This window comes from Anaeromyxobacter dehalogenans 2CP-C (assembly GCF_000013385.1).
In the GTDB taxonomy this organism is placed as follows: Bacteria; Myxococcota; Myxococcia; order Myxococcales; family Anaeromyxobacteraceae; genus Anaeromyxobacter; species Anaeromyxobacter dehalogenans_B.
The window spans coordinates 2,950,001-2,969,354 of the sequence record NC_007760.1; the positions used below are offsets into that span (position 1 = coordinate 2,950,001).

The following is a 19,354-nucleotide window of genomic DNA, read 5'->3' on the forward strand; positions in this document are numbered from 1 at the left end:
CGAACAGCGCGAGCTTCCCGGCGGCGAGCGCCTCGTCCACCGTGGCGCGGAGCGTCCCGTAGCGCTGGCCGTGCACCTCGGCCCACTCCGCGAACGCGCCCTGCGCCACCAGCTCGGTGAACCGCTCGGCCGTGACGAAGTGGTAGTCCACGCCCTCCCGCTCGGCGCCGCGCGGCGCGCGGGTGGTGGCCGAGATCGAGAACACCGCGTCGGGCGACGCCTCGCGCAGCCGGTGCGCCAGCGTGGTCTTCCCCGCGCCCGAGGGCGCCGAGAGCACCAGCAGCAGGCCCGGGAGGCGCTCCTGCGCGGCCGCGTCACTCGACATTCTGCACCTGCTCGCGCATGCGCTCGATCTCCGCCTTGAGCGCCACCACGATCCCCGCCACCTCGGCGCTCTGCGACTTCGAGCCGATCGTGTTCACCTCGCGGTGCATCTCCTGGACGAGGAAGTCGAGCTTGCGGCCGGCGGGCTCCGCCGACGCGAGCAGCGCGCGCACCTGGGCGAGGTGGCTGTGCAGCCGCGTGATCTCCTCCGCCACGTCGGTCCGGTCGGCGAAGAGCGCCACCTCCTGCGCCAGCCGGCCCGGATCCAGCGCCATCCCCTGCGTGAGCTCGGCGATGCGCTCCTGCAGGCGCGTCCGGTACTGGTCCACCACGCGGGGCGACAGCTCCGCCACGCGGGCCACCATCGCCTCGACCGCGTCGAGCCGGGCGCCGAGATCGCGCGCCAGCGCGGCGCCCTCCCGCGCGCGCATCTCCACCAGCGCGTCGAGCGCGGGGACGAGCGCCGCCCGGGCCGCCGTGCCGGCCGCGGCGACGTCCACGGTGCGCTCCTCCAGCCGGACCACGCCGTCCGCCGACAGCACGTCCGCGAGCGTGATCGCGCCCGGCAGCCCGAGCCGCGCCTGGATCTCGCCGAACGCGCGCGCGTAGGACTCGGCCAGCGCGACGTCCACGCGCGGCGCCAGGCCGCCGCCGGCCGTGGCGCGCCGCACCGCGACCTCCACGCCGCCGCGCGCCAGCCGCTCCTTCACCGCCTTGGCGATCTCGTGCTCGAGCGCGGCGAGCTCGCGGGGGAGGCGGACCTTCACCTCGCAGTACTTGTGGTTGACGGAGCGGACCTCGACGTCCACCTCCTCGCCCGAGGCGGCGCCGTGGCCCGCCCCGAACCCCGTCATGCTGCGGATCATCGGCGACTCCCGGGGGTTGGACGCATCGGCCCGGGACCGTAGTCCCCGGCCCGGGGGGCGTCAAGGCAGCCGCGGCCGGGCCGCCCCCGGCTCAAGGGAGCGGGCGCGCCTCGTCGAGGAGCATCACCGGGATGTCGTCCTCGATGCGGAACGCGAGGCGGCAGCGGTTGCAGCGGATCTCGTGATCCGCCTCGCGGAACTCCAGCTCGCCCTTGCACTTCGGGCAGGCCAGGATGTCCTTCAGCTCGGGCGACAGCGCCATGCGTGTTCCTCCGCGCGGAGCTTAGTCCGCGCCGCGGGCCGGCGGCAAGGCGAGCACCTGCGCGAGGAAGCGCTCCACCGCCTCGCCGCGCGCCGCCTCGGTGAACAGCGTCGCCATCCGCTCGCGCGCGGCCGCGCCGAGCGCGCGGGCCCGCGCCGGCGCCCCGAGCAGCTCGATCAGCGCGGCGGCGAGCGCGGGGACCTCGCCCTCCGGCGCGAGCAGCCCGGTGGTCCCGTCCACGATCGCCTCGGCGGGCGCGCCGAAGCGGTAGGCGACGCCGGGCCGGCCCGCGGCCATGCCCTCCAGGAGCGCGCGGCAGGTCCCGTCGTTGCCCTCCGCCAGCAGCACGTTCGCGTCGAACGTCCGGTACGCCGCGGCCAGCTCCGGGCCGGTGCGGTAGCCCGCGAACACGACCTGGCGCTGCAGCCCGCGGTGCGCCACGCGCACCCGGATCGCCTCCTCGCCCTCCCCGCGCCCGACGATCACCAGGCGCGCCTCGGGCAGCCGGTCGGCGACGATCCGGAACGCGTCCACGAGCTCCTCGTGGCGGCGGCCCGGCTTGATGCGCGAGACGATGCCGGCCACCGGCGCGCCGGCCTCGATCCCGAGCGCCGCGCGCAGGTCCGGCCCGTCGGGCCGGAACGCCTCCGCGTCCACCGCGCCCCGCGTCGCGAGCACCCGCTGCTCGGGGACGCCGAAGCGCTCCACCAGCGCGCGCGCGTGGGCCTCGCACACCGCGACGAGCCCGTCGCTGGCCCGGTGCTGCAGCCGCTGGAGCGGGTCGGTGCGGAGCGAGCGGGACGAGTGGATGGTGCGGACCACCCGCCGCCCGCCGCGGCGGCGCACGGCCAGGAGCGCGAGCGCGTGGTCGTGGGAGAAGTTCGCGTGGAGCACGTCGAACTCGCGCGCCGCGGCGGCCAGGCGGCGCACGTCGCGCAGGTAGGCGATCGGGCCGGACCTGGTGGAGAGCGCCAGGTCCTCGCGCGGCGGGAACCCCCGCGCGCGGAGCGCCTCGCGCAGGTTCCCCTCCCGCACCGCGTCCACGGCGACCTCCACGCGGTGCCCGCGGGCGCGCAGCTCGCGCGCCACCGAGGCCATGGGCTCGGCGGGGCCGGTCCACCACGCGGACGAGAGCAGCTCGAGCACGCGCATCGGGGCCCCGCTCGCGCGCACCGGCGCGCTCATCCCTTCCGCGTGGCGTCGAGCTTCGCGATGAGCTCGGTGGTGGAGTGGTCCTTCGGGTCGCCCGCCACCGCCACCCGGCCGCCGTAGGCGCGCACCTCGGCGGCCTCGGGGATCGTGTCGGGCGTGTAGTCGGTCCCCTTCACCTGCACGTCGGGCCGCAGCGCCCGGATGACCGGGACGACGTCCTTCGAGTCGAACAGCACCACGTGGTCCACGCACTCGAGCGCGGCCACGATCTCGGCCCGCTCGGCCTCCGGGACCACCGGGCGGCCGTCGCCCTTGTTCGCGCGGGTGGAGGCGTCCGAGTTCACCGCCACCACCAGCAGGTCGGCCTCGGCCCGGGCGCCCTCGAGGTAGCGGAGGTGGCCGACGTGGAACAGGTCGAACACGCCGTTCGCGAGCGCCACGGTGCGCCCGGCGGCGGTGGCGCGGGCGCGCACCGCGGGCAGGTCCTCGAGCGCGACGCGCTTGCGGGAGAGGCGGCTCACGGCCGGAGCAGCTCCGCCTGGAGCTCCTCGCGCGAGACGGTGGCGGTGCCCGGCTTCTGCACCACCAGCGAGCCGGCCACGTTCGCGAGCCGGGCCGCCGCGACGGGGTCTCCCCCGGCGGCGAGGCCCGCGCTGAACGTCGCCGCGACGGTGTCCCCGGCGCCCGTCACGTCCACCGCGTCCTGGCTGCCGTGCGCCGCCACGTGGACCGGCGGGGCGCCGCGGCGGAACACCGACATGCCGTTCCGGCCCCGCGTCACCAGCAGCACGTCGCAGTCCACGCGCTTCAGCAGCACCCGCGCGGCCTTCTCCAGCCCGCCGGGCTGCGCCAGCGAGACGCCGGAGGCGGCCTCCAGCTCGACCTCGTTCGGCTTCACCATGGTGAGGCCGGTGAACGCGCGCAGGTTGTAGCGGGAGTCCACGCACACCGGGACGCCGCCGCGCTTCAGCACGCGGAGCGCCTCGATGGCGGCCGGCCCCAGCACCCCGGAGCCGTAGTCGCTCGCCAGCACGGTCCCGGCGCGGCGCCCGGCCCGCTCCAGCTCCTTGACCAGCCGCCGCTCGGCGGTGGCCGGGAGCGGCGCGCGCGGCGCGCGGTCCAGGCGAATCATCTGCTGGCGCCGGGTGGAGCGCCCGCCCGCCAGGATGCGGGTCTTGGCCTCGGTCTCGCGGCCTGGCACCCGCTGGATGCCGCTCACGTCCACGCCCAGGCCGGTGAGCTCCTGGACGAGCGCGCTGCCCACGGCGTCGTCGCCCACCACGCCGACCGCGCGCACCTTCACGCCGAGCGCGGCCAGGTTCGCGGCGGCGTTGCCCGCCCCGCCCGCCTTCAGCTCGGAGGACTCGTAGCGGACGATGAGCACCGGCGCCTCGCGGCTGATCCGCTCGGTCTCGCCGTACACGTACTCGTCGGCCACGAAGTCGCCCACCACCACGACCTCGCGCTCCGGGAAGCGGGGCAGGAGGCTGGCGAGCGAGGGCAGCTCGGGTTCCCTGGGGCGGCGCACGCGCGTTTCCTACCGCGCGCGGGTTTGGCCCGTCAATCGCGCACCTCGCGCCGCGCCCCTCCGCCCCGGGTGCCCGCGCGCCCTACACCGCGCGCCGCCCGGCGTCAGGCTGCGTCACGCAACCGCGCCCGCGCTCCCCGCCCCCTCGCCGTCCGGCCGCGTCTTCCACCGTCGGTGCAGCCAGTACCAGCGATCCGGGTGCAGGCGGACGTACCGCTCCAGCCGGTCGTTCAGGTCCTGCAGGAACGTGAGCACGTCCCGGTCGCGATCGCCGGTGTCGGGCGGGTCCACGGGGCCCTCGATGATCACCTTGTGCCGGCCGTCGCCGAGCGGCACCGAGACCGCGAACACCACCGCCGCCCCGGTGCGCATGGCCAGCACCGCCGGCGTGGGCGCGGTGGCCGCGGGCACGCCGAAGAACGTGGGGAACACGGCGCGCCGTCGCGGCTGGTTCTGGTCGATCACGTAGCCGAGCACGCGGCCCGCCTTGAGCGAGCGGGTGGCGGCCTGGAGCGTCTGCCCGCGCCGGACCACGAGGTCCTCCACCCCGGCCCGCTCGCGCGCCTTGCGCCAGGCGTCGTTCGCGCCGGACTTGCCCATGGGGCGCGTGATCATGGTGACCGGCACCCCGCGCAGCGTCATGGCGGCGGCGAGCACCTCGAAGTTGCCGAAGTGCCCGGTGCAGGCGATGACGCCCTTCCCGCGCGCGCGCGCCGCCTCGAAGCGGTCCCAGCCCTCCACCTCGAAGATCCGCTCCAGGTCCGCCGGCGCCAGCGCCGGCACGCGCAGGAACTCCGGGATCATCTGCCCCAGGTTCCGGTAGGTGGCGCGCGCGATCGCCCGGCGCTCCGCCTCGGGGCGGTCGGGGAAGGCGAGCCGCAGGTTCTCGAGCACCACGCGCCGCCGGATGCCGAGCGCCCACACCAGCGCGCCCAGGGCGGCGCCGAACGCCATGATCCAGCGGTACGGGAGGCGGGCGAAGATCCAGCCGAGCAGGCGCATGTTCAGGCCACCGGGGCGCGCGGCGCCGGTCGGGGTTGGGGGGCCGCGGCGAGCGCCGCGGCGAGCGCGGCCTCGAGGACGTCGGCGCCGCGCAGGAGCTCCGCGTCCACCCGGACCACGCGCAGCCGGTCCCCCGCCGCCGCGGCCAGCGCGGGATCGAGGCGGACCGCGTCCTTCTCGGTGGTGACCACCCAGGCGCAGCCGGAGGCCGCGGCCTCGCGGAGGACCGCGTCCAGCTCGCCCGCGGTGAAGCGGTGGTGGTCCGGGAAGGCGCGGGCGAGCGCCACCTCGGCGCCGAGCGCCTCGAGCGTGCGCAGGAACCCGGCCGGCCGCGCCAGGCCGGAGAGCGCGGCGACGCGGCGGCCCCGGAGCGCCTCGAGCGCCCCCGCCTCCCGGAGCGCGCCGTCGAGCAGCGCGGTGGGGGCGTGGCGCGACTCCACCGGCGCGCGCCCGGTCGCGTCGCGGGCCAGCGCGCGCAGCGCCTCCAGCCGCTCCGGCGCGGCCCGGTCCGCGTGCGAGAGCCAGACCAGCCCCGCGCGGCGGAGCGCGCTCGGCGGCTCGCGGTTCGGGCCGCGCGGCAGCAGGTGCCCGTTGCCGAACGGGTTCGAGGCGTCGAGCACCACCACGTCGAGATCGCGCGCGAGCGCGCGGTGCTGGAAGCCGTCGTCGAGCACGAGCGCGTCGGCGCCGAGCGACTCCACCGCGGTGCGGGCCAGCTCGGCGCGCCGCGGCCCGCACAGCACCGCCACGCCGGGGAGGCGGCGCGCGAGCAGCGCCGGCTCGTCCCCGGCCTCCGCCGCGGGGAGCAGCGCGCCCGCGCCGTCGGACGCGACGCGGGCGTCGGCGCGCGCGGCGCCGTAGCCGCGCGAGAGGATCGCCACCCGGCGGCCGCGGCCGGCCAGGCGCGCCGCCACCGCCAGCGCGGCGGGCGTCTTGCCGGCCCCGCCCACCGCCAGGTTCCCGATGGAGACGACCGGCGCGCCGGCCCGGGCGGCCGGCAGGAGGCCGCGGTCGTAGAGCGCGCCCCGGAGCGCCGCCGCCGCGCGGAACGGCGCCTCGGCGAGCAGCAGCGGCGCGCCCGCCAGCGCCCCCAGGGGCCCGGGCCGCTCGCGCCACCAGATCGCCTCGAGCCCGCTCATCGCCGCAGCATCTCGCGCGCGCTGGCCAGCACCGCCTGCGGGGCCAGGTCCGCCAGGCAGCGGTGGTGGCCCTCGGGGCAGTAGTCGCCGCCGTGGTTGGAGCAGGGCGAGCAGGAGAGGCCGAGCGAGAGCGCGCGCCCGGGCGCCGGGGGCCCCCAGCGCGCCACCGAGGTCGGCCCGAACAGCGCCAGCACCGGCGTGCCCACGGCGGTCGCGAGGTGCACCGGGCCCGAGTCGCAGGCGATGAGGAGCTGCACGCGCGCGATGGCGGCGGCGAGCGCGTCGAGCGGCAGGAACGACAGGTCGGCCGCGACCTTCGCGCGGGTGGCGGCGCGGAACGCCGCGAACGCGTCGCGGTCGCCGGGGCCGCCGCACAGCACGATGCGCACGCCCTCGGCGTGCAGCGCGTCGGCGACCGCCGCGAACCGCTCGGCCGGCCACCGCTTGGTGGCCCAGCGCGCGCCCGGGGCGAGGGCCACCGCCGGCGCCTCGACGCCCTGCAGCGCGTCGGCGGCGAGCGCGCGCGCCTGCGGCGAGAGCGCGATCTTGAGCGGGCCGGGGCCGCTCACGCCGAGCGACGCCACCGCCTCGCCGTAGAGCTGCGTCTGGTGCGCGCGGACCAGCGGCGGGTCGGAGCCGAACACCGACAGCAGCGCCCGGAGCGCGGTGCGCCGCTTGAACGCGGTGCGCAGCGGGGCCGCGGCGCGGGCCACCACCGCGCTCCGCACCTTGTTCTGGAGGTCGATCACCACGTCGAAGCGCCCGCGCAGCCGGGCCGCCAGCGGCAGCGCGGCGTTCGGGCCCTCCCGCGCCAGCCGGTGCACCGCGGCGAGCTCGGGCAGCCCCTCCAGCAGCGGCGCGTAGAGCGCGTCGGTGACCCACTCGATCCGCGCGCCGGGGAAGCGCGCGCGGAGCGGCTCCAGCAGGCTGGTCGCGAGCACCACGTCGCCCATCGCGCTGTAGCGGATGACGAGGATGCTGGACGGATCGCTCACGCGGCGGCCACCTTCCCGCGCGGCAGGATCGACAGCATGTGGTCCACGTTGCGCGCGCTCGCGCCGCGGATGGCGCCGACCGAGCGCCGCGCCAGCACGCCCAGCTCCTGGAGCTGATCGGGGCGGGAGAGCAGCTCGTCCGCCACCTTGAGCAGCTTCTCGGGCGTGGCGACCTGGATCCCTCCCCTGCCCTGCAGCACCTGGACCGAGTCCTTGAAGTTCTCCATGTGCGGCCCGAACAGCACCGGCCGGCCCTGCGCGGCCGGCTCGAGCACGTTCTGGCCGCCGCGGGTGACGAAGCTCCCGCCCACGAACACCAGCGTGGCCAGCCCGTAGGCGGCCGCCAGCTCGCCGATGGTGTCGAGCACGGTGACCTGCGCGTGCCCGGCCGCCGCGCCGCCGCTGCGCAGCCGCACCGAGAGGCCCGCCTCGGCGGCGAGCGCCATGATGCGCCCGGAGCGCTCCACGTAGCGCGGCGCGACCACGAGCTGCAGCCGCGGGTGGCGCGCCAGCAGCTTGCGGTACGCTTCCAGGATCAGCTCCTCCTCGCCCTCGTGCGTGGAGCCGGCCATGAACACCGGCGCGCCCGCGTCGAGCCCCATCTCCGCGCGCAGCGCCTCGGCCTTGCCGCCCTCGGCGGCGTCGAGCACCAGCGCGTCGAACTTGGTGTTGCCCGTCACCCAGACCCGGTCCGGCGCGGCCCCGAGCGCGAGCACGCGCTCGGCCTCCTCGTCGGACCGCATCAGGAAGCAGTCGATGCGGCGCAGCGGGTTGCCGACGGCGAGGAACAGCGCGCGGTAGCGCGAGAGGTTCTCCGGGTTGAAGCGGCCGTTCGTGAGCGCGATGCGCACGCCCGCCTTGTGGGCGGAGCGGATCAGGTTCGGCCAGATCTCGGTGTACTCGAGCACGAGCAGGTCCGGCTCGAGCGCCCGCACCGCCCGGCGGGTCGCGCCGGGGAGGTCGTACGGGGCGTACACCACCACGTCCGCCAGGCCTTCCAGCTTCTTGCGGGCCATGGCGAGGCCGCTGTTCGTCATGGTGCTGACGATCACGCAGCAGCCCGGCATCCGCGCCTTCAGCTCCGCCATCATGGGCTGGAGCGAGAGGAGGTCGCCGGCGCTCGCCCCGTGCAGCCAGATGCGCGGGCTGCCGCGGCCCCGGCCCAGCGCGCGCTTGTAGAGCCCGAGCCGCTGGGGGATCCCGTGGCGCAGCTTGGGATGCGTGAGCAGGAACGGCAGCCCGATCACGAACAGCAGGTAGGTGGCGATGGCGTAGACGAGGTGCACGGCTGGCCGCTTCTTACTCGATGCGGACCGGGTTCGTGAAGATCCAGCGACGCCCGTCGAGCGCGACCTCGGCGCGGTAGTCGCCCGGCGGGCACCGGCCGCCGCAGCGGAAGGTGCCGCCGGCGCTGCCGTCGCGCGCGGCCTCGAAGCGCCCGGTCGGCGCCCCGTCGTGGAGGAGGGTGTACGTCCGGGTCCCCGCCGCGGCGCCGTGGAGCGACAGCGAGAGCGCTCCCTCGGCCGTGGGGGTCAGGCGCACCCCGGCGGCCGGCGCGAGCCCGTCGAGGACGCACGCGGCGCGCCCGTCCAGCAGGGCGGCGCGGACCGCGGCCGCGTCGCGCGCGGCGTCGCCGCCCAGCGTCACCGGCACGTGCATGGAGAACGCGCCGAACGCGGCCGCGTACCCCGGGTAGCCGTGCGCGTCGGCGGAGCAGAGCAGCACGTGCGCCGGCGCGCGGCCTGCCCCGGCCGCGGCCCGCCCGCGGCGCAGCTCGGCGTCGAGCCGGCGCAGCTCGTCGGCGGGGTCGCCGAGCAGGGTCAGCACGGCGCGCGGCGGGTCCCAGGGCAGCACCGCCACCGCCGCGAGCACGCGGCGGAGGTCGCGATCGGCGAGCGCGCGGTACCAGGCGGTGTCGTTGGAGAGCACCTCCAGCCCGCGCCAGGCCCCGCCGCCCCACCCCGTGAACGCGCGCCGCGGGTGGAGGGGGTGCGCGATCACGGCCTGGCCGCCCAGCGCGCGGATCGCGGCCAGCGCGTCGCCGTCGCGCTCGGCGCGGGTGAGCGCGCGCGAGACGCCCAGCGCCACCACGTGCCCCTGGCGCGTGGACGCCTCGGTCGCGGGCACGAGCAGGACGCCGTCCTGGTAGCGGGGCTCGGCCGGCGCCAGGACGTCGTGGTCCGAGATCACCACGAAGCGGAGCCCGGCGGCCCGGGCCGCCCGGGCCACCTCGTCGAGCGTCCCGCGCCCGTCGCTCGCGGTGGTGTGCACGTGCCAGGCGCCGCGCGCCTCGGCCGCGGCCAGCGCCGGGCTGGCCTGCGCCTCCCGCAGCCCGCGGCGCTGCCAGGCCACCGCGCCGAACGCGAGGTAGCCGACCACCGCCGCGGCCAGCGCGAGCGCGAGGAGCCGCCGCATCCGCTAGACCGCGCCGGCGCGGGCCCCCTGCCGCTCCGCGCCCTCCGCGATGCGGTGGAGGCGCGCGTACTCGCCGCCGCGCGCGACCAGGGTGGCGTGGTCCCCGGCCTCCACCACCCTGCCGCCGGAGATCACCACGATCCGATCGGCGTTGCGGATGGTCGAGAGCCGGTGCGCGATCACCAGCGTGGTCCGGCGGCTCGCGCCCTCGATGGCCATGAGCGAGTCGAGGGCGCGCTGCACCTCGCGCTCGCTCTCGGCGTCGAGCGCGCTCGTCGCCTCGTCGAGGATGAGGATGGGCGCGTCCTTCAGGAACGCGCGCGCGATGGCGATGCGCTGGCGCTGGCCGCCCGACAGCAGCACGCCCTTCTCGCCCACCACCGTGTCGTACCCCTGGGGCAGCGCGCGGATGAACTCGTGCGCCTGGGCCATGCGGGCCGCGTGCTCCACGTCGGCCTGCGACACCTCGGGCCGGCCGTACGCGATGTTGGCGCGGATGCTGTCGTTGAACAGCACCGTCTCCTGCGTCACCAGCGCCAGCTGCGCGCGCAGGCTCGCGAGCGTCACCTCGCGCAGGTCCACGCCGTCCACGGTGATCCGCCCGCCGGTCGGGTCCCAGAAGCGCGGCAGCAGGTTCGCGACCGTGGTCTTGCCGCCGCCGGAGGCGCCCACCAGCGCCACCACCTCGCCCCTGCGGACCTCCAGCGAGAAGCCGGTCAGCACGAGCCGATCGCCGTAGGAGAAGGAGACGTCCTCGTAGCGGATCGCCTCGCGGAACGGGGCCAGCACGGCGCGGCCCGCGTCCGGCACCGCGCTGGGCGTGTCGAGGATCTCGAAGATGCGATCGCCCGCCGCGGCGCCCTGCATCGCGATCTGCCCCATGCGCCCGAGCTGCTTCACCGGCGTGTAGAGCAGCAGCACCGCCGCGACGAACGAGAAGAACTTCGCCGCCTCCAGCTCCCCCGCCAGGATGCGGCCGCCCACCCACCAGATGGCCGCGGCGAGGCCGGCCGCGCCCATGATCTCCATGAGCGGCGAGGAGAACGCGCGGACGAGGTAGCTGCGCCGCAGGATGCGGACCAGCTTCGCGTTCGCCTCGGCGAAGCGGCGGGACTCCCACCGCTCCATCCCGTAGGCCTGCACCACCCGCATCCCGCTCACCGCCTCCTGCACCATCTCGGAGAGCTCGCCGCCGGTCTTCTGCGCGTGGCCGGTGACCCGCTTCAGCCGCTTCGCCAGCCGGATCACCGGGAACAGCGTGGCCGGCACCGCCCCGAACGCGATGAGCGACATGCGCCAGTCGAGCACGAAGCAGTTCACCAGCATCACCACCACGGTGAGCCCGTCCCGCACGTAGCTGGGCACCGCGTTCGACACCGCCACGTCCACCGCCAGCACGTCGGCGGAGAAGCGCTGCAGGATGTCGCCGGAGTGGCGCCGCGTGTAGAAGCCGGGGGAGAGCTTCAGCAGGTGATCGAACAGCGCCTTGCGGATGTCGGCGATGACCCGCTGGCCCACCATGCCGATGAGGTAGAACTGGCCGAAGTAGGCGAAGCCCTTCACCACCGAGACCGCCACGATCACCAGGGGCAGCGCCGCCAGGATCGAGCCGCGATCGGCGTGGGCCAGCAGCCCCGCGAGGTCCACCGAGTCGGGGAGGAACTTGCCCAGCGTGGCCACCGCGCCCGTGTCCCCGGTGAACAGGAACTGGAGCGCGGGGCCCAGCAGGTTGACGTAGATCGCGGTCGTGATGGACAGCACCGCCATGCAGGCGATGGCCGCCACGAGCCGTCCCTTGTACGGCAGGACGAAGCGGAAGAGGCGAAGGTAGGCGCGCAAGGAGGGGCCATCCTAGTCCAGATCGCCCCCCGGCGCAGCGCTGCGCACCGGCCCGGCCGGCCGGCCGCTACTTCTCCTCCTCCACGCCCTTCACCTTCCCGTCGGCGCGCCGCTTCTCGATGATCTTCTGCGCGATGTGCGGCGGCACCGGGTCGTAGTGCGAGGCCTCCATAGTGAAGTAGCCCACGCCCTGCGTGAGCGAGCGCAGGTCGGCGTCGTAGGTCATGGCCTCGGCGTGCGGGCAGGTGGCGCGGATGAGCACCCCGCGCGCCAGCGGCTCCATGCCCTGGACCTTGGCGCGCCGGCTGTTCAGGTCGCCCATCACGGCGCCCACGTACTCCTCGGGGACGCGCACCTCGAGCTTCATGATGGGCTCGAGCAGGATGGGCCGGGCCTCCAGCACCGCCTTCTTGAACGCCATCGAGCCGGCCACCTGGAACGCCATGTCGGAGCTGTCCACGTCGTGGTAGCTGCCGAACACCAGCCGGGCCCGGAAGTCCACCACCGGGTAGCCGGCCAGCGGGCCCGAGGAGAGCGCGCCGCGGATGCCCTTCTCCACCGACGGGATGAACTGGCGGGGGATGACGCCGCCCACGATCGCGTCCTCGAACTCGAACCCCTCGCCGCGGGGCTTGGGCTGCAGCTCGACGTGGGCGTCGCCGTACTGCCCGTGGCCGCCGGTCTGCCGCTTGAACTTGCCCTGCGCCTTGGCGGCCGCCGTGATCGTCTCCAGGTAGGCCGGGCTGGGCGGCGTGAGCGTGATCTCCACCCCGTGCTTGCGCTTGGCGCGCTCCACCGTGACGTCCAGGTGCGCCTGGCCCATGCCCTGGAGCAGCATCTCGCCGGTCTCGGTCGAGCGCGTCAGCTCCAGCGACGGGTCCTCCTCGATGATCTTCTGGAGCGCCGCGGCCGCCTTGTCGTCGCCGGCCTTGGCGTGCACCGCGTACGAGACCGGCCGCACGTGCTGCGCGAACGGCGGCAGCGCGATGGGCACGTCGCGATCGCAGAGCGTGTCGCCGGTGTGCGCGTCCTTCAGCTTCACGAGCACCACGAAGTCGCCCGGCCCCGCCTCGTTCACCTCGACGGTCTGCGCGCCGTCGGTCCGGTACAGGTGCCCGATGCGCTCCTCGGTGCGGGTCCGCGGGTTCACCACGGTGGCGTCGGCCCGCAGCGTGCCGGAGAACACCCGCAGGTAGTCGATGCGCCCGGCGAAGTGGTCGATGGTGGTCTTGAACACCTGGCCCGAGAACGGCGCGTCCGGCGCGGCGCTGCGCACCGTCTCCTTGCCGTGGAGGTCCGTGCCCTTGACCACCCGCGCCTCGGGCGCCGGCAGGATCCGCACGGCGAGGTCGAGCAGCTCGCGCACGCCCACGCCGGACTTCGCGCCGGCGCAGGCCACCGGCAGGAAGCGCTGCGCCGCCGCGCCCGCGGCCAGGCCGCGCAGGATCTCCTCCTCCGCGAGCACCGCGCCGTCCAGGTACTTCCCGAGCAGCTCGTCGTCCGACTCGGCCGCCGCCTCCACCAGCGCGGTGCGCAGGCGCTCCGCCTCCTCCCGCGCCTCGGCCGGGATGTCCGCCTCGGTCCACTGGCCGAAGCTCTTCCCGTCCCAGGCGTGGAGCTTCATCGAGACGAGGTCGGCGAGCCCCTTGACCCGGTCCGGCCCGAACACCGGCAGCTGCAGCGGGATGGCCTTCACCTTCAGCGAGCTCTCGATGTCCTCGAGCGCCTCGTGGAAGTCGGCCTGCTCGTGGTCGAGCCGGGTGATCACCGCGAACGCGGGGCGCCCGGACTCGGCGAGCACGTCGTAGGTCCGCTCGGAGCGGTTGTGCGCGCCGTCCGCCGCCGAGATGGCCAGGATGGCGCCGTCGGTGACCTGCAGCGCCCACTCCACCTCGGTGAGGAACGCGGCGAAGCCGGGGCAGTCGAGCACGTGGAACGACCGGCCGTTCTCCTCGAAGCTCTCCGGGTGCAGCGACAGCGTGAAGTTGCGCTTCTTCTCCTCGGGCTCGGCGTCCAGTCGGGCCGTCGAGCCGTCGGGCGCCGCGCGCTTCGCGTCGGCGACGCGCAGCAGCGCCTCGACGAGCGCGGTCTTCCCGGCGCCGTCGGCGCCGAGCATCGAGAAGGTGCGGATCACGCGGGTGTTCGCCATGGCGTCGGTCTCCATCAGCCCGTCGCGCCGGAGCGTGCGGGGCGTGAGGTTCGCTGCCCGGAAGCCGGCGCCTGGAGACGCCGGCGGCGTCGGCCTAGCATGCTACGGGTCCCCCCGCCCGCGCCACGGCTTCTTTCGCAGCGCGCGGGCGCGCGCGGCCGACCCGCCCCGCGCGGCCCCGGGCATCCCGCCCCGCCCGCGGCCGGACGCCGCAGCGCGGCGCCGCCGGTCAGCGCGCCTCGCCCGCGGTCAGCTCCGGGAAGTCCTCCTGCCAGAACTCCAGCGGGCCCCGGGGCGCCGAGGGCGCGCGCGCCTGCTCGCGGCGCCGCAGCTCCACCCGCCGGATCTTCCCCGACACCGTCTTGGGCAGCTCGGAGAACTCGAGGCGGCGGATGCGCTTGTAGGGGGCCAGGCGGCGGCGCAGGAAGCGGAAGATCTCCAGGGCCAGCTCGCGGTCCGGGGCGCGCCCGGGCTTCAGGATGATGAACGCCTTGGGCAGGAGCCCGCGCAGCTCGTCCGGGCTCGGCACCACCGCCGCCTCGGCCACCGCGTCGTGCTCGATGAGCGCGCTCTCCAGCTCGAACGGGCTGATCCGGTAGTCCGAGCTCTTGAACACGTCGTCGGAGCGCCCGACGTAGGTGATGTAGCCGTCCTCGTCGCGGGTGGCGACGTCGCCGGTGTGGTAGTGCCCGTGCCGGGTGACGAAGTCGTTCAGGTTCGCGTCGCCCTCGTAGCCGGCCATGAGCGAGGCCGGCCGGGCCTCGAGGTCGATGCAGATCTCGCCCTCCTCCGGCGCGGGGCGCCCCTCCTCGTCGAGCAGCGCGATCTTGTAGCCGGGGAGCGGCCGCCCCATGGAGCCGGGCTTGAGCTGCTGGCCGGGCGAGTTGCCGATCTGGCAGGTGGTCTCGGTCTGGCCGTAGCCGTCGCGGATGGTGATGCCCCAGGCCTGCCGCACCTTCTCGATCACCTCCGGGTTGAGCGGCTCGCCGGCGCTGAGCAGCTCGCGGAGCTTCACCCGGTGCTTCGCCAGGTCCTCCAGGATCAGCATGCGCCACACGGTGGGCGGCGCGCACAGGGTGGTGATCTCGTGGCGCGCCAGCACCTCCAGCGTGCGGGCGGCGCTGAAGCGGGCGTAGTTGTAGACGCAGACGGTGGCGCCCGCGTTGAACGGCGCGAAGAAGCTCGACCAGGCGTGCTTCGCCCAGCCCGGGGACGAGACGTTGAGGTGCTTGTCGCCCTCGCGCAGGCCGATCCAGTACATCGTGGAGAGGTGGCCGACCGGGTAGCTCTTGTGCGTGTGCACCACCAGCTTCGGCTTCGCGGTGGTGCCGCTGGTGAAGTAGAGCAGCACCGGGTCGGAGGCCAGCGTCTCGCCGTGGGGCAGGAAGAACGAGCCCTCGTCGTAGGCGTCCTCGTACTGCATCCAGCCCGGCACCGCCTCGCCGACCACGTGGCGGGTGAAGTCCCCGTTCAGCACGCGGAACTTCTCGGTGCCGGCGGCGTCGGTGATGACGTGGCCCACCCGCCCCCGCTCGATGCGGTCCTGGAGGTCCTCCGGCGTGAGCAGGGAGGTGGCCGGGATCACGCACGCGCCCAGCTTCATCGAGGCGAGCATCACCTCCCAGATCTGCACGCAGTTCGGCAGCATCATCAGCACGCGGTGGCCGCGCTCCACGCCGTGGCGGCGCAGGTACGTCGCCACGCGGTTGGAGCGCTCGGCCAGCTCGACGTAGGAGAGCCGGAGCTCGGCGCCGTAGTCCTCGATGATGTGCAGCGCGGTGCGGCCGTTGCCGTCCGCGATCATGTCGAACCAGTCGAGGGCCCAGTTGAACCGGTCGAGCACCGGCCAGCGGAAGTCGCGGTACGCGGTGTCGTAGTCCTCGCGGTGGCTGACCAGGAAGTCGCGTGCGCGGCGGAAGACGTCGGTCGACGACATGCGGGCTCCTCGCTCGTGGGGTGGATCGAGTGTGCCAGCGACCCGGGCGGTGCGCGCGCGGGCGCAGCGGCGTCGCCCCCTCCGGGATCCCTGCCGCGGCGCGGCACGGCTCACTCCTTGGGGTTGACCTTCAGGACCCTCTCCCGTGGATCTTGCGGACGGCGCGGGCCGCTTCTTACGGAGCGTGACCATGACCGCTCGCCCGCTCGCCGTGTCCCTGGCCGCCGCGCTGCTCCTCGCCTGCGGCTCCGACTCCAAGCCGAAGCCCGCCGATCCCTGCGCCGGGGTCGCCGCCCCGTGCACCGCGTTCCCGGCGGGCACGACCGAGGACCGGATCCAGGGCGCCGTGGCGCTCGCCGCGGACGGCTCGACGTTCGTGTTCGGCCCGGGCACGTTCCGCTTCGCGAACGCGCTCGAGGTGGCCGCGAACGGCGTCACGATCCGCGGCGCCGGGCGCGACGCCACCGTGCTCGACTTCGCGGGCCAGGTGGGCGCGGAGGGGGTGGGCGCGAGCGGCGACGCGTTCACGCTCAGCGACCTCTCCATCCGCGACACCGCCGGCAACGGCGTGAAGGTGGTGGGCGCGGCCGGGGTGACCATCCGCAACGTGGGCGTGTCCTGGACCCGCCCCGATCTCTCGACCCACGGCGGCTACGGCATCTACCCGGTGCAGTCCACCGACGTGCTGGTGGAGGGCTGCTTCACCTCGGGGGCCACCGACACCGGCATCTACGTGGGCCAGTCGCAGAACATCGTGGTGCGGAACAACGAGGCCACCGGCAACGTCGCCGGCGTCGAGATCGAGAACAGCTACGACGCCGACGTCCACGGCAACCACCTGCACGGCAACACCGCCGGCGTGCTGGTGTTCGACCTCCCCGGCCTGCCGCAGCAGGGCGGGCACCACGTGCGCGTGTTCGACAACCGCATCCTCGACAACGACCACCCGAACTTCGCGCCCGCGGGCGGCATCGTGGCGATCGTGCCGGCCGGCTCCGGCGTGGTGGTGATGGCGAACCACGACGTCGAGGTCTTCGGGAACACGATCCAGGGCAACCAGACCGCCGCGGTGGGCGTGATCAGCTACCTGCTCACCGGCCAGGCGCCGCCCGACGGCTACGACCCGTTCCCGCGCCGCGTGCACGTCCACGGCAACACCATCTCCGGGAACGGCACCGCGCCCGACGACGCCACCCCGCTCGGCGCCGCGCTCGGGCAGGTGCGTGCGGCCCTCGGCAGCGATCTGCCGGACGTGCTGTGGGACGGCATCCCCGATCCCTCCGGCTCCGGGGACAACCCGCAGGAGCTCTGCGTGGCCGCCGGCGCGTCCTGGCTCAGCCTGGGCGCGGCGAGCGATCCGTGGGCACCGGACCCGGACGACACCGCGTTCCGCTGCGCGCTCGACCCGCTCCCGGCGGTCGTCCTGCCGTGAGGCGCTCCGCGGCGCTGGCGCTCGCGGCCGCGGTCGCCGCGTGCGGCGGCGGCTCCTCCGGCGCGCCCGCCGGCCCGTGCAGCCCGCCCGGCGCCGGCTTCGATCCGGATCGGCCGGCGCAGCGGCTCTCGGACCTCTGCCTGGTGGAGGCCGCGGGCGGCGGGACGGTCGCGCCGCGGGCCGGCGTCGTCCCGTACGACCTCAACACGCCGCTGTTCTCGGACTACGCGCTCAAGACCCGCACGGTGTGGCTGCCGCCCGGCACGCGCGCGGCGTACACGGCGGACGCGCCGCTCGACCTGCCCGTCGGCGCGATCGTCACCAAGACCTTCGCGCTCCCGCCCGACCTCCGGTCGCCGACGGTCGGGGTCCGGCTGCTGGAGACGCGGCTGCTCGTCCGCACCGCGCAGGGCTGGCGCGGGTACCCGTACCTGTGGAACGCGGCCCAGACCGACGCGACGTTCCAGCCCGGCGGCGCGGTGCTGCAGCTCCCGCTGGTCACGCCCTCGGGCGCGGCGGTCACCGCCAGCTACCTCGTCCCGAGCGTCACCCAGTGCGCCCGCTGCCACGCCGACACGCCCGACGGCGCGCTGCACCTGCTCGGCCCCACCGCGCGGAACCTGAACCGGAGCCACGACTACCCGGGCGGCGCGGAGAACCAGCTCGCGCACTGGACCGCGGCCGGGATCCTGGAGGGCGCGCCCCCGCCGGCGGAGGCGCCGCGCCTGCCGGTCTGGAACGATCCGGCCACCGGCACCGTCGTGGAGCGCGCGCGCGCCTGGCTCGAGGTGAACTGCGCGTTCTGTCACTCGCCGGGCGGCCTCGCCCGGACCACCGGCCTGTACCTCGGGACCGGCGTGACCGACCCGTACCAGCTCGGCGTCTGCAAGCCGCCGGTGGCCGCCGGCCCCGGCTCGGGCGGCCTCGCCTACGACGTGGTGCCGGGCGATCCGGACGCGTCCATCCTCGCGTACCGCGTGGCCGCGACCGACCCGGTCGCCGTGATGCCGCAGCTCGGCCGCAGCGTGGTGAGCGAGGAGGGGCTGGCGCTGGTCCGGCAGTGGATCGCCGAGCTGCCCGCGCAGCCCTGCCCCTGAACGGCGGCGGGCCCGGCCCTCGCGCGGAGGAGCCGGGCCCGGGGGCGCTGCGCGGCCGCGGCGCTACCCGCGCTTCGCGAAGTCCTGCATGAACGCGCAGAGCTCGTCGAGCCAGGCCGGCTCGACCGCGTTGTAGGTGGACACGCGGATGCCGCCCACCGAGCGGTGGCCCTTCAGCCCCACCATGCCCTTCGCCTTCGCCTCCTTCACGAAGCGCTCCTCGTCGGCCTCGGTCGGCAGCCGGAACACGACGTTCATGACGGAGCGGCTCTCCTGCTCGACCGGGCAGCGGTAGTAGCCGGCGTTCGCGTCGATCACGCCGTACAGCTTCCCGGCCTTGGCGCGGTTCCGCTGCTCCATGGCGCCGAGGCCGCCGAGCCCCTTCAGCCACGCGAGCACGTTGCGGATCATGTAGATGCCGAACGTGGGCGGCGTGTTGTAGAGCGACTTGTTCTCGGCCGGCGTGCGGAGCTGGAAGATCTTGGGGATGTCCTTGCGGCCGGCGGCCACCAGGTCCTTGCGGACGATCACGACCACCACGCCCGAGGGCCCGATGTTCTTCTGCGCGCCCGCGTAGACGAGCCCGAAGCGCGACACGTCCACCGGCTTCCACAGGAAGTCGGACGACATGTCCGCGACCAGCGGGACCTTGCCCGCGTCGGGGAACGGCCGGGCCGGGTCCACCGCGAACTGCACGCCGTGGATGGTCTCGTTGGAGGTGAGGTGCAGGTAGGCCGCGTCGGGCGAGACCTGGAGGTCGGCGGCGGTGGCGGCGCGGACGTAGCGCTTCTCCTTGCCCTCGCCCTCGCCGGTGGTGCCGGCCAGGCGCGCCGAGGCGCCCAGCATGGCGGTCGCGACCTTCGCCTCGGAGAACGCCTTCTCGCCCCAGGCGCCCGTCACCAGGTAGTCGGCGCCGCGGCCCTTCTCGACGAGGTTCATCGGGATCTGCGCGAAGAGCTGCGACGCGCCGCCCTGCACGAACAGCACGTCGTACGTGTCGGGCACGCCCAGCAGCTCGCGGAGCAGCGCCAGCGCCTCGTCGTGGACCGCCTCGTACTCCTTGCCGCGGTGGGAGTGCTCCATCACCGACATGCCGCTGCCGGCGAAGTCGAGGAACTCGTCGCGGGCGCGCTCCAGCGCGGGCAACGGGAGGGCGGCGGGGCCGGCATTGAAGTTCTTCACGCGGGACATGGTCTCCTCGGGGGAAGGATGGGGGAC

At 75.2% G+C, this 19,354-nt stretch carries 17 protein-coding genes (1 of these 17 only partly in view); 2 read left to right on the plus strand and 15 right to left on the minus strand.

What is annotated here, in order from left to right:
- The 14 genes from gmk to ADEH_RS13570 form a co-directional block, all read right to left on the minus strand.
- Positions 1-325, minus strand: partial view of a guanylate kinase gene (gene gmk, locus ADEH_RS13510; protein ID WP_011421658.1) — the start only. Its footprint begins 356 nt before the window's first position; the window shows 325 of its 681 coding nt (coding positions 1-325); it begins with the start codon at positions 323-325; the stop codon falls past the left edge of the window.
- Positions 315-1,190, minus strand: coding sequence for a YicC/YloC family endoribonuclease (locus tag ADEH_RS13515; RefSeq protein WP_011421659.1), 876 nt, complete (start codon positions 1,188-1,190; stop codon positions 315-317). The genes gmk and ADEH_RS13515 overlap by 11 nt, the downstream gene beginning before the upstream one ends.
- A gap of 91 nt (positions 1,191-1,281) precedes the next feature.
- The gene (locus tag ADEH_RS22785) at positions 1,282-1,452 is read right to left on the minus strand and encodes a Trm112 family protein (RefSeq protein WP_011421660.1); all 171 of its coding nucleotides are present in this window, start codon (positions 1,450-1,452) and stop codon (positions 1,282-1,284) included.
- 21 nt (positions 1,453-1,473) lie between these two features.
- Complete coding sequence (locus tag ADEH_RS13520) at positions 1,474-2,604, minus strand: glycosyltransferase family 4 protein (RefSeq protein WP_011421661.1); 1,131 nt, start codon at positions 2,602-2,604, stop codon at positions 1,474-1,476.
- A gap of 29 nt (positions 2,605-2,633) precedes the next feature.
- Complete coding sequence (locus ADEH_RS13525; RefSeq protein WP_011421662.1) at positions 2,634-3,125, minus strand: adenylyltransferase/cytidyltransferase family protein; 492 nt, start codon at positions 3,123-3,125, stop codon at positions 2,634-2,636.
- Positions 3,122-4,132 (minus strand): bifunctional heptose 7-phosphate kinase/heptose 1-phosphate adenyltransferase, encoded by a 1,011-nt coding sequence (locus tag ADEH_RS13530; protein ID WP_011421663.1) that lies wholly within the window; start codon positions 4,130-4,132, stop codon positions 3,122-3,124. Before ADEH_RS13530 ends, ADEH_RS13525 begins: the two co-directional genes overlap by 4 nt.
- Positions 4,133-4,246: 114 nt before the next feature.
- Positions 4,247-5,134 carry a lysophospholipid acyltransferase family protein gene (locus ADEH_RS13535; protein WP_011421664.1) on the minus strand — a complete coding sequence of 296 codons (888 nt, stop codon included), beginning with the start codon at positions 5,132-5,134 and terminating at the stop codon, positions 4,247-4,249.
- Between the two features lie 2 nt (positions 5,135-5,136).
- A complete protein-coding gene (gene lpxK, locus ADEH_RS13540) occupies positions 5,137-6,273 on the minus strand; it encodes a tetraacyldisaccharide 4'-kinase (RefSeq protein WP_011421665.1) in 1,137 nt (378 codons plus the stop codon).
- Positions 6,270-7,268: a lipopolysaccharide heptosyltransferase II gene (gene waaF / locus ADEH_RS13545; protein ID WP_011421666.1), complete on the minus strand. Its 999-nt coding sequence runs from the start codon at positions 7,266-7,268 to the stop codon at positions 6,270-6,272. The genes lpxK and waaF overlap by 4 nt, the downstream gene beginning before the upstream one ends.
- Positions 7,265-8,554 carry a 3-deoxy-D-manno-octulosonic acid transferase gene (locus tag ADEH_RS13550; RefSeq protein WP_011421667.1) on the minus strand — a complete coding sequence of 430 codons (1,290 nt, stop codon included), beginning with the start codon at positions 8,552-8,554 and terminating at the stop codon, positions 7,265-7,267. Before ADEH_RS13550 ends, waaF begins: the two co-directional genes overlap by 4 nt.
- 13 nt (positions 8,555-8,567) lie before the next feature.
- Positions 8,568-9,683, minus strand: a complete 1,116-nt coding sequence (locus ADEH_RS13555) for a PHP domain-containing protein (protein ID WP_011421668.1) — start codon at positions 9,681-9,683, stop codon at positions 8,568-8,570.
- A gap of 3 nt (positions 9,684-9,686) precedes the next feature.
- Complete coding sequence (locus tag ADEH_RS13560; RefSeq protein WP_011421669.1) at positions 9,687-11,522, minus strand: ABC transporter ATP-binding protein; 1,836 nt, start codon at positions 11,520-11,522, stop codon at positions 9,687-9,689.
- 67 nt (positions 11,523-11,589) lie between these two features.
- Positions 11,590-13,671, minus strand: a complete 2,082-nt coding sequence (locus ADEH_RS13565) for an elongation factor G (protein ID WP_011421670.1) — start codon at positions 13,669-13,671, stop codon at positions 11,590-11,592.
- Between the two features lie 229 nt (positions 13,672-13,900).
- Positions 13,901-15,607, minus strand: a complete 1,707-nt coding sequence (locus ADEH_RS13570) for an AMP-binding protein (RefSeq protein WP_011421671.1) — start codon at positions 15,605-15,607, stop codon at positions 13,901-13,903.
- 190 nt (positions 15,608-15,797) lie between these two features.
- Between ADEH_RS13570 and ADEH_RS13575 the strand changes: the two genes are divergently transcribed.
- Entirely contained in the window at positions 15,798-17,039 is a 1,242-nt protein-coding gene (locus tag ADEH_RS13575; protein ID WP_011421672.1) for a parallel beta-helix domain-containing protein, read from the plus strand.
- A complete protein-coding gene (locus tag ADEH_RS13580) occupies positions 17,036-18,136 on the plus strand; it encodes an SO2930 family diheme c-type cytochrome (RefSeq protein WP_011421673.1) in 1,101 nt (366 codons plus the stop codon). The genes ADEH_RS13575 and ADEH_RS13580 overlap by 4 nt, the downstream gene beginning before the upstream one ends.
- A gap of 63 nt (positions 18,137-18,199) precedes the next feature.
- Here ADEH_RS13580 and serC read toward each other — a convergent pair whose 3' ends face one another.
- Positions 18,200-19,327, minus strand: coding sequence for a 3-phosphoserine/phosphohydroxythreonine transaminase (gene serC / locus ADEH_RS13585; RefSeq protein ID WP_011421674.1), 1,128 nt, complete (start codon positions 19,325-19,327; stop codon positions 18,200-18,202).
- Positions 19,328-19,354: the final 27 nt, after the last annotated feature.

What these genes read in the sequence shown, in the direction of transcription:
- ADEH_RS13575 (WP_011421672.1), top strand. Translation starts at nt 15,798, where the DNA reads ATGACCGCTCGCCCGCTCGCCGTGTCCCTGGCCGCCGCGCTGCTCCTC.
- lpxK (WP_011421665.1), bottom strand. Translation starts at nt 6,273, where the DNA reads ATGAGCGGGCTCGAGGCGATCTGGTGGCGCGAGCGGCCCGGGCCCCTG.
- ADEH_RS13570 (WP_011421671.1), bottom strand. Translation starts at nt 15,607, where the DNA reads ATGTCGTCGACCGACGTCTTCCGCCGCGCACGCGACTTCCTGGTCAGC.
- ADEH_RS22785 (WP_011421660.1), bottom strand. Translation starts at nt 1,452, where the DNA reads ATGGCGCTGTCGCCCGAGCTGAAGGACATCCTGGCCTGCCCGAAGTGC.
- ADEH_RS13565 (WP_011421670.1), bottom strand. Translation starts at nt 13,671, where the DNA reads ATGGCGAACACCCGCGTGATCCGCACCTTCTCGATGCTCGGCGCCGAC.
- ADEH_RS13515 (WP_011421659.1), bottom strand. Translation starts at nt 1,190, where the DNA reads ATGATCCGCAGCATGACGGGGTTCGGGGCGGGCCACGGCGCCGCCTCG.
- ADEH_RS13555 (WP_011421668.1), bottom strand. Translation starts at nt 9,683, where the DNA reads ATGCGGCGGCTCCTCGCGCTCGCGCTGGCCGCGGCGGTGGTCGGCTAC.
- serC (WP_011421674.1), bottom strand. Translation starts at nt 19,327, where the DNA reads ATGTCCCGCGTGAAGAACTTCAATGCCGGCCCCGCCGCCCTCCCGTTG.
- ADEH_RS13520 (WP_011421661.1), bottom strand. Translation starts at nt 2,604, where the DNA reads ATGCGCGTGCTCGAGCTGCTCTCGTCCGCGTGGTGGACCGGCCCCGCC.
- ADEH_RS13535 (WP_011421664.1), bottom strand. Translation starts at nt 5,134, where the DNA reads ATGCGCCTGCTCGGCTGGATCTTCGCCCGCCTCCCGTACCGCTGGATC.